The sequence below is a fragment of the Streptomyces sp. NPDC028711 genome (assembly GCF_055565415.1).
Genome location: NZ_JBVHUJ010000004.1, coordinates 168,411 through 181,369, shown reverse-complemented (window position 1 = coordinate 181,369; position 12,959 = coordinate 168,411). Strand labels below are relative to the sequence as shown.

General features: G+C 71.7%; 13 protein-coding genes. 6 read left to right on the top strand and 7 right to left on the bottom strand.

Annotation, left to right across the window (positions count from 1 at the left end; genetic code table 11):
• Positions 1–11: 11 nt before the first annotated feature.
• Positions 12–371, bottom strand: a complete 360-nt coding sequence (locus ACZ4VK_RS15245; RefSeq protein ID WP_019888619.1) for an NADH-quinone oxidoreductase subunit A — start codon at positions 369–371, stop codon at positions 12–14.
• 670 nt (positions 372–1,041) lie between these two features.
• On the opposite strand from ACZ4VK_RS15245, the gene ACZ4VK_RS15240 reads away from it, so the two are divergent.
• On the top strand, positions 1,042–1,938 hold the full coding sequence (locus tag ACZ4VK_RS15240; RefSeq protein WP_468352381.1) for a C40 family peptidase: 897 nt from the start codon (positions 1,042–1,044) through the stop codon (positions 1,936–1,938).
• A gap of 59 nt (positions 1,939–1,997) precedes the next feature.
• Here the strand turns inward: ACZ4VK_RS15240 and ACZ4VK_RS15235 are convergent, their stop codons facing one another.
• Positions 1,998–2,933: an NAD(P)-dependent oxidoreductase gene (locus ACZ4VK_RS15235; RefSeq protein ID WP_468352380.1), complete on the bottom strand. Its 936-nt coding sequence runs from the start codon at positions 2,931–2,933 to the stop codon at positions 1,998–2,000.
• A 103-nt stretch (positions 2,934–3,036) separates the two neighbouring features.
• On the opposite strand from ACZ4VK_RS15235, the gene ACZ4VK_RS15230 reads away from it, so the two are divergent.
• Complete coding sequence (locus ACZ4VK_RS15230) at positions 3,037–4,011, top strand: GlxA family transcriptional regulator (protein WP_468352378.1); 975 nt, start codon at positions 3,037–3,039, stop codon at positions 4,009–4,011.
• Here ACZ4VK_RS15230 and ACZ4VK_RS15225 read toward each other — a convergent pair.
• Complete coding sequence (locus ACZ4VK_RS15225; RefSeq protein WP_423650147.1) at positions 3,977–5,263, bottom strand: geranylgeranyl reductase family protein; 1,287 nt, start codon at positions 5,261–5,263, stop codon at positions 3,977–3,979. The two genes, ACZ4VK_RS15230 and ACZ4VK_RS15225, sit on opposite strands and share 35 nt — an antisense overlap.
• Before the next feature lie 177 nt (positions 5,264–5,440).
• Here ACZ4VK_RS15225 and ACZ4VK_RS15220 point away from each other — a divergent pair, with 177 nt between their 5' ends.
• On the top strand, positions 5,441–6,193 hold the full coding sequence (locus ACZ4VK_RS15220) for a peptidase inhibitor family I36 protein (RefSeq protein ID WP_468352375.1): 753 nt from the start codon (positions 5,441–5,443) through the stop codon (positions 6,191–6,193).
• Positions 6,190–7,572, top strand: coding sequence for a phosphodiester glycosidase family protein (locus ACZ4VK_RS15215; protein WP_468352373.1), 1,383 nt, complete (start codon positions 6,190–6,192; stop codon positions 7,570–7,572). Before ACZ4VK_RS15220 ends, ACZ4VK_RS15215 begins: the two co-directional genes overlap by 4 nt.
• A gap of 7 nt (positions 7,573–7,579) precedes the next feature.
• Here ACZ4VK_RS15215 and ACZ4VK_RS15210 read toward each other — a convergent pair whose 3' ends face one another.
• Complete coding sequence (locus ACZ4VK_RS15210; RefSeq protein ID WP_389680969.1) at positions 7,580–8,272, bottom strand: demethylmenaquinone methyltransferase; 693 nt, start codon at positions 8,270–8,272, stop codon at positions 7,580–7,582.
• Between the two features lie 149 nt (positions 8,273–8,421).
• Between ACZ4VK_RS15210 and ACZ4VK_RS15205 the strand changes: the two genes are divergently transcribed.
• Both ACZ4VK_RS15205 and ACZ4VK_RS15200 read left to right on the top strand, forming a co-directional pair.
• On the top strand, positions 8,422–9,057 hold the full coding sequence (locus tag ACZ4VK_RS15205; RefSeq protein ID WP_468352371.1) for a SigE family RNA polymerase sigma factor: 636 nt from the start codon (positions 8,422–8,424) through the stop codon (positions 9,055–9,057).
• 8 nt (positions 9,058–9,065) lie between these two features.
• On the top strand, positions 9,066–9,899 hold the full coding sequence (locus tag ACZ4VK_RS15200) for a hypothetical protein (RefSeq protein ID WP_468352369.1): 834 nt from the start codon (positions 9,066–9,068) through the stop codon (positions 9,897–9,899).
• 79 nt (positions 9,900–9,978) lie between these two features.
• Here the strand turns inward: ACZ4VK_RS15200 and ACZ4VK_RS15195 are convergent, their stop codons facing one another.
• The 3 genes from ACZ4VK_RS15195 to ACZ4VK_RS15185 all read right to left on the bottom strand — a co-directional run bounded on the left by ACZ4VK_RS15195 (position 9,979) and on the right by ACZ4VK_RS15185 (position 12,862).
• On the bottom strand, positions 9,979–10,578 hold the full coding sequence (locus ACZ4VK_RS15195; RefSeq protein WP_468352367.1) for an imidazolonepropionase-like domain-containing protein: 600 nt from the start codon (positions 10,576–10,578) through the stop codon (positions 9,979–9,981).
• Positions 10,579–10,583: 5 nt separating this feature from the next.
• Positions 10,584–11,783, bottom strand: coding sequence for a cyclic dehypoxanthinyl futalosine synthase (gene mqnC, locus ACZ4VK_RS15190; protein WP_468352365.1), 1,200 nt, complete (start codon positions 11,781–11,783; stop codon positions 10,584–10,586).
• A gap of 206 nt (positions 11,784–11,989) precedes the next feature.
• A complete protein-coding gene (locus tag ACZ4VK_RS15185) occupies positions 11,990–12,862 on the bottom strand; it encodes a menaquinone biosynthetic enzyme MqnA/MqnD family protein (RefSeq protein WP_468352363.1) in 873 nt (290 codons plus the stop codon).
• Between the last annotated feature and the right edge of the window lie 97 nt (positions 12,863–12,959).

Here is a 12,959-nt window from a genome sequence, read left to right as displayed (position 1 = left end):
CCCTCAGCCCCTCAGTCCCATTCCAGGCCGCCGCGACGCCACACGTACGCGTAGGCGACGAAGACGGTGAGCACGAAGAGCAGCATCTCCACGAGCCCGAAAAGCCCCAGGGCGTCGAAGGTGACGGCCCAGGGGTAGAGGAAGACGATCTCGATGTCGAAGACGATGAAGAGCATCGCCGTCAGGTAGTACTTGATCGGGAAGCGGCCGCCGCCGGCGGGAGTGGGCGTCGGCTCGATGCCGCACTCGTACGCCTCAAGTTTTGCCCTGTTGTACCGCTTTGGACCGATAAGCGTGGCCATGACCACGGAGAAGATCGCAAACCCCGCACCCAGGGCACCGAGCACGAGGACGGGCGCGTACGCATTCACGCTCCTCGCTCCTTCCAGTCGTCCTTGACCGTTGGACCGCACGGCCGGACCGTGAAAGATCGCCCCCATGTGAGGCAGTTCACAAGCCCGGCTGCCCCGCATCTTATGCCCGCCCCTCTGTGATCTGCGACACGGGGTACGCCAAGGACTTTGTGATCTCCACCACCTGACGAAGGATCATGAAGTCGGATGAGCGGTGATCTTGTCGCGCGAAGCGCCCAGGTGATCACCAGATGTGACATCCGGACCGGAAATCGCAGATCGGAGGGGGTGGCGCTCTATCAAGAGATGGCCCCTACAGGCAAATTGGCGATGGACGCGTCCGGGTGGTAAAGCAGGCGCCCGTCGCCCGGTCGAGGGGTCCGGTGGACGGGGATGGACGCGTGACTGCTTTCACGAGCCTTCGTGAGACGCGGATGTGACCTGCGCCACACCCTGAAGGTGGAGAAAATGTGGGGCTTGGCCATCGGCGTCAAGAGGTGGTAAGCGTCGGGCAATTCGGGCGTTTCAATGAAAACCCATGATCAAGGGCCAGGTGAGCCCTGTCCGTTTTGCCCGATACGGCGTCAATAAAGGCCCCACAGAAGCGGATTAGCCGGTTCCAAACGTAACTGTGGCGCACCCCACGTTTCTTGAAGGGAACCGTGAAGCCCTGATAGCGGTTGTACCCATGTCCCACACCGCTCACATACCCAGCCACCGGAAGCCCCGCCGCAGCGCCTCGAAGCTCGCGCTGCGAGCCGGAGTCGCCGGTGGCGTCCTCGGCACCATCGCGGTGGCCGGTGCTGCCGGGCCGGCGAATGCCGAGCCGGTGACCGAGACCATCGAAATGCCCACCCTGGGCTCCCTCGAGACCGCCGGTCTCGCCAGCGCCGTCGCCGCCTCCGCCCAGGCCTCCCAGCAGGAGGCGCTCGACCAGAGCCTCCAGGCGCAGGAGAACGCGGCGCTGCAGAAGGCCGCGAAGGAAGCCAAGAAGGCCAAGGCCGAGGCCGAGCGCAAGGCCGCGGCCGAGCGCGCCGAGGAGGCCCGCCTCAAGGCCGAGCAGGAGCGCCAGGAAGCCGAGGAGCGCGCCTCCCGCGACCGCGAGCGCACCCGGCTCGCCGTCGCCTCCGCGAGCGCGTCGAACGACAACGGCTCCTCGTCGTCCGATTCCTCGTCCTCCGACAGCGGCTCCTCCGCCGACTCGGACGACAGCCAGACGCAGGCCCCCTCCGGCTCCGCCGCCGCGATCGTGGCCTTCGCCCGCGCCCAGATCGGCGACGCGTACGTCATGGGCGGCACCGGCCCCAACTCCTGGGACTGCTCCGGCCTCGTCCAGGCCGCCTACAGCGCCGCCGGCATCGATCTGCCGCGTGTCTCCGGCTCCCAGTCGAGCATGGGCACCTCCGTCTCCCTGAGCGACCTCCAGCCGGGCGACATCCTGTACTGGGGCAGCCGCAGCGGCTCGTACCACGTCGCGATCTACGTGGGCGGCGGCATGTACGTCGGCGCGCAGAACCCGTCGACGGGCGTCGTCGAGCGCTCCCTGGACTGGGACACGCCCTCGGGCGCCGTCCGCATCCTCTGATTTCCGGACATACGCGGTGAGAAGCCGTCACTCCTCGGGGGAGTGACGGCTTTTCCCATTCACGCCACGGGTCCGGAGGCCCGCTCTTTCCGGAACGAGTCGATGATCCGGGCGTAGCTGTCTCCGCCGTGGCCCGCCGCCACCGCCTCCCGCATCAGCTCCAGGTGCAGCCGCGGAAGCCGCCCGTCGATCCCCCGCTCCTCCCCCGCGTGCAGCAGGTGCCCGATGGTCGCGACCTGGACGTCGATGGTGGCGTCGTCGCCCGGGTACTCCCCCGCGTCGATCTGGTCCGCGTACGTGGTGAGGAACCAGGACACCGTGCGCAGCCAGCGCACCGACACCGCCGTGAACTCCCTGGCCGGCACCCCGTCCGCCCCCGCGAGCGCGGTGGCGTGCAGCCAGCCGCCGAAGACCGACCACATCAGGCCGAGCAGCCCGGCGTCGTACAGCGAGGCCAGTCCCGGGTCCGGCCCCAGGTCGACCGGGTCGCCGAGGACCTCCAGGGTCGTCCGGTGCGCGGCGAGGAGCCCGGCACCGCCCGCGTACAGGATCATGTTCTCGCGGTCGCCGACTCCCGGCGGGGTCGTCATGATGCCGCCGTCGAGGTACCCGGCGCCGTGCCCGGCCGCCCACTCGGCCTCGGCGCGGGCCTGCTCGGGCGAGCCGGACGTGAGGTTGACCAGAACGCGGCCGCGCAGGGACCCGGCGGCGGGGGCGAGAAGGGCGCGGACCGCCGGATAGTCGAGGACGCAGACCACGACGATGCCGCTCGCCTCGACCGCCTCGGCGACGGTGGCCGCGAGGACGGCTCCGCGCGCGACGAGCGGGGCGGCCCTGTCGGGCGTCCGGTTGTGGACGGTGGTGGGGTGGCCGGCGTCGAGGAAGGCGCCCGCGAGGGCGGCGCCCATCTGCCCGAGACCGATGACGGTCACGGGAGGCCGCTGCGTGCTCGGGCTCGTCCTGGTGCTCGTACTGGTGCTGGTGCGTGTGGTCATGGCTCCACGCTCGCAGCGCGAGTCCCGCGCCGACAGCGGCGGAACTGACCGCGGGCGCACGGTTCCTGCCAGGCTGTCAGTGCCCCGTCGTACGGTCGGAGGCATGAGCGCTGCAACGGTCGCCGTCGTTCTCGTCCCCGACGAGCGGGGCGCCCTCTCGCCGTGGGACCTGTACGAGCTGTCCACCGTCTCCATGGTCTTCGGGGTGCCGCACCCCGACCTCGCCGACCCCTGGTACGCGCTCCGGGTGTGCGGCCCCGCCCCGCACGCCACGCACGGCCTCGACGGGATCGCCGGCGCCGGCACGGTCGTCGTGCCCTCGGTGCCGGACGCGGTGGCCGAGGGCCGTGCGGAACTGTCGGCCGAGCTCGTCGCCGCGCTCCGGGAGGCGGGCGCGTCGGGCGCGCGCATGGTGTCGATGTGCACCGGCGCCTTCGCGCTCGCGGCGGCCGGCGTACTCGACGGGCACCGGGCCGTCGTCCACCGGAACTACGCCCCCGCGCTTGCCGCCCGGCACCCTCGGGTCACGGTCGACGCCTCGGTGCTCTACACCGACGGGGGCCGCGTGCTCACGTGCGCGGGCGCCGCTTCGGCCCTGGACCTGTGCCTGCATCTCGTACGGAACGACCTCGGCGCCGGGGTGGCGGGCGAGCTGTCGCGGCGCCTCGTCGTCCCGGCCCACCGGCCCGGCGGACAGCCTCAGTTCGTCGAGGCCCCGCTCCCGCCGAGCGACGAGGAGAGTCTCGGGCCGGTGCTCGACTGGGCCCGCGAGCACCTGCGCGAGCCGCTGTCGGTGGCCGGTCTCGCGCGGCGGGCCCGGATGAGCCCGCGCACCTTCCACCGCAGGGTGCGGGAGGCCCACGGCACCACCCCGCTGCAGTGGCTGCTCGAACAGCGGGTGTCGCGGGCGCGGGCGCTCCTGGAGTCGACGGACCTGCCGGTGGAGCGGATCGGCGAGGAGAGCGGCCTCGGTTCGGCCGCCAACCTCCGCCGCCACTTCACCCGGGCGGTCGGGCTCTCCCCGACCGCCTACCGGGCGGGGTTCAGGCCTTCGGTGCCACCTTCGACAGGCCGTTGATGATGCGGTCCATGGCGTCGCCGCCCGTCGGGTCGGTGAGGTTGGCCAGCATCTTCAGGGTGAACTTCATCAGGAGCGGGTGGGTCAGGCCGCGCTGGGTCGCGATCTTCATGACCTTCGGGTTGCCGATGAGCTTCACGAAGGCGCGGCCGAGCGTGTAGTAGCCGCCGTAGGTGTCCTTGAGGACCTGCGGGTAGTTCCGCAGGGCCAGTTCGCGCTGGGCGGGGGTGGTCCTGGCGTTCGCCTGGACGATGACGTCGGCCGCGATCTGGCCGGACTCCATGGCGTACGCGATGCCCTCGCCGTTGAACGGGTTGACCAGGCCGCCCGCGTCACCGACGAGCAGCAGGCCCTTGGTGTAGTGCGGCTGGCGGTTGAACGCCATGGGGAGGGCGGCGCCGCGGATCGGCGTCGTCATGTTGTCCGGGGTGAAGCCCCAGTCCTCGGGCATCGAGGCGCACCAGGCCTTGAGGACCTCGCGCCAGTCCAGCTCGCGGAAGGCCTTCGAGGAGTTGAGGATGCCGAGGCCGACGTTGGAGGTGCCGTCGCCCATGCCGAAGACCCAGCCGTAGCCGGGCAGGAGGCGGTCCTGCGGGCCGCGCCGGTCCCACAGCTCCAGCCAGGACTCCAGGTAGTCGTCGTCGTGCCGGGGGGACGTGAAGTACGTGCGGACGGCGACGCCCATCGGCCGGTCCTCGCGCCGGTGCAGGCCCATGGCGAGGGAGATCCGGGTGGAGTTGCCGTCGGCGGCGACGACGAGCGGGGCGTGGAAGGTGACCTCGCGCTTCTCCTCGCCGAGCTTGGCGTGGACGCCGGTGATCCGGCCCGTACGGTCGTCGATGATCGGGGCGCCGACGTTGCAGCGCTCGTACAGGCGGGCGCCGGCCTTCTGCGCCTGCCGGGCCAGCTGCTCGTCGAAGTCGTCGCGCTTGCGGACGAGTCCGTAGTCCGGGTACGAGGCGAGCTCCGGCCAGTCCAGCTCCAGGCGGACGCCGCCGCCGATGATCCGCAGGCCCTTGTTCCGCAGCCAGCCGGCCTCTTCGGAGATGTCGATGCCCATGGAGACGAGCTGCTTGGTGGCGCGGGGGGTGAGGCCGTCGCCGCAGACCTTCTCGCGGGGGAACGCGGTCTTCTCCAGGAGGAGGACGTCGAGTCCGGCCTTCGCGAGGTAGTACGCGGTGGTGGAGCCGGCCGGGCCCGCTCCGACGACGATGACGTCCGCGCTGTGCTCGGAGAGGGGCTGCTCGCTCACGGCGGTTTCTCCCGGTGGTTCGGCGATGGAAGGACGTGTCGAAGTCTATGGGGGGCGGTCGCGGCGGGACCGGAGGGTCACCCCGGCACTTCCCCGAGACGATGACAGGCGGCGCCTTCTCCACCCACGGCGAACACGCGTTCCCCTGCGCCGAGCGTGATGGCACGATGATCATCCGTGACCGACTTCCGAATCGACATGCGCCGGGGCGCGCTGATCACCGCCGCCCTCGCCCTCCTCTGCTCGGTGTTCCTCGTGCTCCCCGCGAACGCCGACCCCGCCCCCTTCGACGACTGCCCGCCCGCCACCCTCTGCCTCTACTCCGGGGCCGACGGCACCGGAGAACGGCAGGACTTCACCGACCGGCAGAGCGTGGAGCGCTACGACGCCGGCTGGGACGGCAGGACGCTCTCGGCGAAGAACAACACCGCCCACTGGGCCTGCGCCTACGTCGACGCCGCGTACGGCGGCCTCCTCACCACCGTCAAGCCGGGCAACTCCGTCACGTACACGACGGACCCCCGCTTCACCGGCACCCTCAGCTCCCACAAGACGGTCCCCACCCGGGCCCTCTGCTTCACCGGCTACGAGCGCTGCCCCGACAACCGGGTCTGCACCTTCACGGAGCCCAACGGACGCGGCGCCATGACCGTCCACCTCCCGAAGACCGACCCCGCCACCCAGAACTACGGCAGCGATTACGGCACCGGGGCCGCCCCCGCGTCCGTCTGGAACCGGACGCAGAAGCACGTCTGCTTCTACCCCGAGCCGACGTTCACCGGCAGCTGGGCCGACCCGGCGGACTCCGCGGGACTCAAGCGGTTCGGCGCGTACGTCGTCCTGCGCGGCGACAGCACCAGCGTCCCGGCACCGTTCACCGGCACCTTCCGCTCGCACGAGCTCGTCAACGGAACGGCGGACTGCCAGTGACCAGGACCCTCCGCCCCTGGGCGGCCGTCGCCGCCGCCCTCGGCGCCGCCCTCGCCCTCACCTCCCCCGCCTCCGGCGCCGACGCACCGGTCCCCAGCCCGCTCGCCGCCTGGACCAAGGGAACCCCCGTCACGGTCACCCCCGGCGTCACCCGCACCACGTGGACCGAGACGGCCCTCGACAACCGCACCAAGGCCCGCGTCCTCCAGATCGTCGAGATCGACCCCACCGCCGGGTCCCTCACCCTGGAGAGCGCCATCGGAACGAACGACTCCACGGCCGAGACGCTCCCCCAGCAGCTCTCCCGGGTCACCTCCGTCCCGACCCGCCACCCGCACGCCGGCGTCAACGGCGGCCTGTTCCAGCGGGAACCCGCCGGCAGCGGCGCCGAGAAGACCGTGGCGCACACCGGCGTCTCCGCCACCGACGGCACCCTCCACAGCTCCAGCTGCTGGAGCGGCGGCAAGGGCAGCTCCGGCGCGGTGATCCAGTACGGCATCCCGTACGTCACCAAGCTCCTCACCGAGCTGAGCCTGACCGCACCCTCCGGCGAGACCATGCGCATCGACGACATCAACCGGACCCCCGGCCGCGCCCCGCACTGCGCGCGCGACGCCGAAGACGTCCAGGTGAGCGCGAGCCCGCCCGTCTACACCGACGCCGACGAGATCGTCGTCTTCACCGACGACTACGGCGCTCCCGTCCCCCGCCCCGGAACCGACCCGGCCGTCGCCGCCACCGCCGACGCCGGCTTCGAGGTCGTCGTCGACGCGCACGGCGTCGTCACCGAGGCCCGCGAGGGCCGCGGCGGCACCCTGGTCCCCGCGGGCGGCCACGTCATCCAGGGCATCGGCGGCGGCGCCGACTGGCTCCGTGGCCGGCTCGTCCGCGACGACACGGTGACGATCGACCAGAAGCTCCACGACGTGACCATGAAGCGGGAGATCCCGCTGGACGACTCGGTCGACGTCGTCAGCTCGTTCCACCCGCTGCTCCGGAACGGCGAGGTCCCCGCCGAGCTGCCCGACTCGTGCAGCGGCACGGAGAAGGGCGCCGACGGCACGACCCTCATCTGCACCGACTCCCGCACGGCCCTCGGCACCAACGTCCGCGGCCGCCCGGTGCTCGTCACCCTCACCGGCCAGGACAACGAGGACGGCGACTACCTGCGCAGCTTCGCCGCCCTCCTCGACGCGCCGGAACTCGGGATCGTCGACGCCCTCAACCTGGACGGTGGCGGCTCCACGACGCTGATGACGGGCACGCAGATCCACACCCCGCCGACGGACCTCGTGAACGGCACGCTCGTCCACCGGCCGGTGGGCGACGCGGTGTACACCGGCGTCGGCGGTTACGGCCTGTACGTGAAGCAGCCGTAAGCAGCCGTCAGGCCTTGAAGCCCCGGTGGAGCGCGACGATCCCACCGGTCAGGTTCCGCCAGGCCACCTTCGACCAGCCGGCCTTCTGGAGCATCCCCGCCAGGGTCGGCTGGTCCGGCCAGGACTGGATGGACTCCGCGAGGTACACGTACGCGTCGGGGTTGGACGACACCGCGCGGGCCACCGGCGGCAGCGCCCGCATCAGGTACTCCTCGTACACCGTGCGGAACGGCCCCCACGTCGGGTGCGAGAACTCCGAGATCACGACCCGGCCGCCGGGCTTCGTCACCCGGTACAGCTCGCGCAGCGCCTGCTCGGTGTCCTGGATGTTCCGGAGCCCGAAGGAGATGGTGACGGCGTCGAACACGTCGTCGCGGAACGGCAGCTTCGTCCCGTCGCCCGCAGTGAACGGCATCCACGGGTGGCGCTGCTTGCCGACCCGGAGCATGCCGATCGAGAAGTCGCAGGGCACGACGTACGCCCCCGCCCGCGCGAAGGGCTGCGAGGAGGTGGCCGTGCCCGCGGCGAGGTCGAGGATCCGCTGCGCCGGGCGGGCGTCGACCGCCCTGGCGACCTCCTTGCGCCAGCGCCGGTCCTGGCCCAGGGAGAGCACGTCATTGGTGAGGTCGTAGTTCGCCGCCACGTCGTCGAACATCGAGGCGACTTCGTGCGGCTGCTTGTCCAGGGAGGCTCGGGTCACCCCGTCATTGTGGCAGCCGCCGAAATCTCTCCTCGTACCGCTTCAACCTTTTCGGCGCGCCCGCGCTCAAGGACGGACGAGTGTGCGACACCCCCGGCCGACATCGGCCGGCCCGGTCGGCACCGAAGGCGAGAGAAGGCAGGAACGCGATGGCGGTACCGATCGAAGTGAGACCCGGCTCCCCGGCCGGGCGGGACCACGGGGCGGCCGACCCCGCCGGCGGCGTGTCGGCGGGCTTGTCCGCGGGGCCGGCGGTCGGCGTGTCGGCCGGGCACGCCGTGCCCTCCTCCGTCGACGGGTTCGAGGAGTTCGCCCGGGCGGGGCAGCAGCGGCTCTACCGCACGGCGTACCTCCTCTGCGGCAACGCCGAGACCGCCCGCGACCTGACCCAGACCACCCTGGCCAAGCTGTACCAGCACTGGCGCCGCGCGGGCACCGCCGACCATCCGCACGCGTACGCCAAGACCGTGCTCACCCGCACCTTCCTCGCCGAGCGGCGGCGCGGCCTGCGCGATCTGCTCGCGCTCACCCGCACCGGCGGAATGAGCCCGGCGGCCGCCACCGACCACACCGATCTGCGCGTCACCCTGCTCGCGGCGCTCGCCGAGCTGCCGCCACGGGCCCGCGCGATGGTCGTCCTGCGCTACTGGGACGACCAGAGCGTGGCCTCCGTGGCCACCCTGCTGCGCTGCAGCGAGGCCACCGTCAAGAGCCAGTGTTCGCGCTCGCTCGCCCGACTCCGCGAGCGCCTGGGTGACGCCGGGCTCTCCACCACAGGAAGCTGAGGTCCACCGTGGACAACGACGACATCACCCTGCTCCGCACCACGATGGAACGCACGGCGGACGACCTTCCCCCGCTCCCCGACCTCGCCCCGCTCGCGGTGCGCGAGGGCCGCAGACGACGGACGCGGGCCCGGATCGCGATCGTCACGACCGCGTTCGGCGCGGTCACGGCGGGGGCGCTCGGCCTGACCCTGCTGCCGGGATCGAGCCCGGAGCTCACGACGCCCGCCGCGGTGCCGACGTCGCCCGGCGCGAGCGCGAGCGCCAGCACAGGACCGAGCAAGACCTACGCCCCCGTCACGATCGAGGCGACCCCGGGCGTCACACCGCCCGACAACCCCGACGGCCTGTCCGAGCCCGAGCGCGAGCGCCGCGCGGCGCACCAGCAGCGGGTGGCGGCGCTGCTCGACGAACTCCTGCCCGCGACCGTGACCGAGATCCGGCCGGTGAAGGACGAGGTGCACGTCTACCGGATCGCCTCGGGCGGCGAGACCTTCCGCATGACGGTGTCGGTACGCCCGTCCGACGAGCACGGCCTCAAGCCCTGCGTGGACGAGCCGGTCAGGGGCTTCCGGTGCGAGGAGGTCACGTTCGACGGGAACCGCGAGGCGCACCTCGTCTCGATGGCGGTCAACGGGCCGGACACGACCGGGTCGTACCTGAGCTTCCGGTACGACGAGAGTCAGGTCCTGCTCTCCGTCGACCCGGAGAGGGTCTCGGCGCCGGTCTCGCCGCGGCAGCTGCTCGCCGTCGCCAAGGATCCGCGCTTCCTCGACCTGGTGCGGTACGCGGACGAGAACCCGGTCGAGACGAAGGCACCGCCGGCGATCGAGGGCGGCTGAGCGGACGGGGGCGGTACGGCACGGGGGTACGGGCCGCCCCCCGGTAGCGGCCCCGTACCGGGCCCCCTCTCCTCGGACCCTACTGCCGCCGGAACACCAGCCGGCCGCCGAGGACCGTCGCGACGCAGGTCGACGCGCCGAGGCGGACCAGGGCCGCCCGGTCCGGGACGTCGAAGACGGCGAACCGGGCGGGGCCGCCCGGCACCAGGCCGGGCAGGAGCACCAGCGGCGTCGGGGAGAACGACGGGGGCCCGGGGAGCCGCTCCGGGCGCCGGGCGATGGCGAGTCCCGCCCGGCGTACGGCGTCCACGGCGGCCGCGCCGCGCAGCTCGCCCGCGATGGCGACCGTCCCGTGGGCGAGCAGCCGCTGCACGCCCCGGCGCGCGGAGGCACCGCGCCGGGCGGGGTCGGCCCGGAAGATCCGCTGCGCCCGCTCGCCGGGGATCGGCTCGGTGCCGAAGCCCGCGGCCTCCCGGGGGTCCGGGTGGTACATGCCTTCGAGGAGCTCGGGCCCGAACGGGTTGAGGAGCCCGGGGGTGAGGATGCCGGGCCAGTTCCGCACCCGTGCCTCGGGCCGTACGGCGGCCAGGTCCTCGTACGGGCCGACGGCGGCGACGAGACCGCCGTCGATCAGGACGGCGGTCTCGGGCGACGCCTCGGCGACGTGGATCGTGAGCACGCGCGTCAGTTGGCGTCGAGGAGCTTGAGCTCCGGGTGGGCCGTGCCGCCCTCGATCGCGATGGACGAGATGTGCGAGACGACGCGCTCGTCGACCGGGTCGTTCGCCGGGTCGTCGTGGACGACGAGGTGCTCGTACGTGGTCGCGCGCTGCGCCGGGACGCGGCCCGCCTTGCGGATCAGGTCGATGATCTCCAGGCGGTTGGAGCGGTGCTTGGCACCGGCCGAGGAGACGACGTTCTCCTCCAGCATGATCGAGCCCAGGTCGTCGGCGCCGTAGTGCAGGGAGAGCTGGCCCGCCTCCTTGCCGACGGTCAGCCAGGAGCCCTGGATGTGCGCGATGTTGTCGAGGAAGAGGCGCGCGATCGCGATCATGCGCAGGTACTCGAAGATCGTCGCCTGCGTACGGCCCTTGAGGTGGTTGTTCTCGGGCTGGTACGTGTACGGGATGAAGGCCCGGAAGCCGCCCGTCCGGTCCTGGGTGTCACGGATCATGCGCAGGTGCTCGATCCGCTCGGCGTTGGTCTCGCCGGTGCCCATCAGCATCGTGGAGGTGGACTCGACGCCCAGGCCGTGGGCGATCTCCATGATCTCCAGCCAGCGCTCGCCGCTCTCCTTGAGCGGGGCGATGGCCTTGCGGGGCCGCTCCGGCAGCAGCTCGGCGCCGGCGCCCGCGAAGGAGTCGAGCCCGGCGGCGTGGATGCGGGTGATCGCCTCGTCGACGGAGACCTTGGAGATGCGGGCCATGTGCTCGACCTCGGAGGCACCGAGGGAGTGGATGACCAGCTGCGGGAAGGCCTGCTTGATGGCGGCGAAGTGGTGCTCGTAGTACTCGACGCCGTAGTCCGGGTGGTGGCCGCCCTGGAACATGATCTGGGTGCCGCCGAGCTCCACGGTCTCCGCGCAGCGGCGCAGGATGTCGTCGAGGTCGCGGGTCCAGCCCTTCTTGGTGTCCTTCGGGGCGGCGTAGAAGGCGCAGAACTTGCACGCCGTCACGCAGACGTTCGTGTAGTTGATGTTCCGCTCGATGATGTACGTCGCGATGTGCTCGGTCCCCGCGTACCGGCGGCGGCGGGCGGCGTCGGCCGCGGCGCCGAGGGCGTGCAGGGGCGCCGAGCGGTAGAGGTCGAGCGCCTCCTCGGGGGTGATCCGGCCACCCGCGGCAGCGCGGTCGAGAACAGACTGGAGTTCGGCCTTCTCGGTCACCGGATGTGTCCCTTTCGGAGGGGTTCTGACGGACCGAACCAGCGTACGCCAGCGGTCTTCGCGGCTTCCGCTGGGTGCCATGCGGGGCCTCCGGCGGTAATGCGGACGGCGCGGGCGCGGATATATCGGATATCGGATATACGAAGGAATTACGGGACGCTTACCGCGGTGGAAGCGTCGGCGAATTCCCGGGTGCCCGCCTGGGTCTAAAGGGAAGCGGGCGCGAGCAGTTCGACGCGGACGTCGGCCGGGAAGCCGGTCGTGGGGCCGGTGCGGCGGGCGAACTCACGGACCCCGGCGAGCTGCTCGGGGCCGAAGCGGAAGTCGAGCGTACGGAAGTACCGCTCCAGGAGTTCGGCGTCGAAGGTCTCCCAGCGGGCGGCCTGCTCGGCGACCTTGGCGACCTCTTCGAGGGAGAGGTCGCGGGACGCCAGGAACGCCTGGTGGACCTCGTGGACGGTCTCCGGTTCGCGCGCCAGGTAGTCCTTGCGGGCCGCCCACACGGCGAAGACGAACGGCAGGCCCGTCCAGTCCTTCCACATGAGGCCGAGGTCGTGGACCTGGAGGCCGAGCCGGGGCGCGTCGTGCAGCGAGGCCCGGAGCGCGGCGTCGCCGATGAGGACGGCCGCCTCGGCCTCCTGCATCATCAGGCCCAGGTCAGGGGGGCAGGTGTAGTAGTCGGGCGCCACCCCGAACCGCTCGGCGAGCAGGAGCTGCGCGAGGCGTACGGAGGTGCGCGAGGTGGAGCCGAGGGCGACGCGCGCCCCGTCCAGCTCCTCCAGCGGCCGCTGGGAGACGATCACGCAGGACATGACGGGGCCGTCGCAGCCGACGGCGATGTCCGGGAGGGCCACCAGGTCCGCCGCGTTGCGGAGGTACTCGACGAGGGTGATGGGGCCGATGTCGAGGTCGCCCCGGACGAGCCGCTCGCTGAGCTTCTCCGGGGTGTCCTTCGTCAGCTCCAGATCGAGGAGCGTTCCGGTTCTCGCCAGACCCCAGTAGAGGGGGAGGCAGTTCAGGAACTGGATGTGCCCGACGCGGGGCCGGCTGCGCTGCTGGTCGTCGGTTGCATTGTCCACATCGTGAGGCTAGACCCGTCTCGTACCGTGGGCATCGCCGGGGCACGCGCGTCAGCGCACGGAGCGAGATCAAACATGCGGGTGACGTGATCTTTCG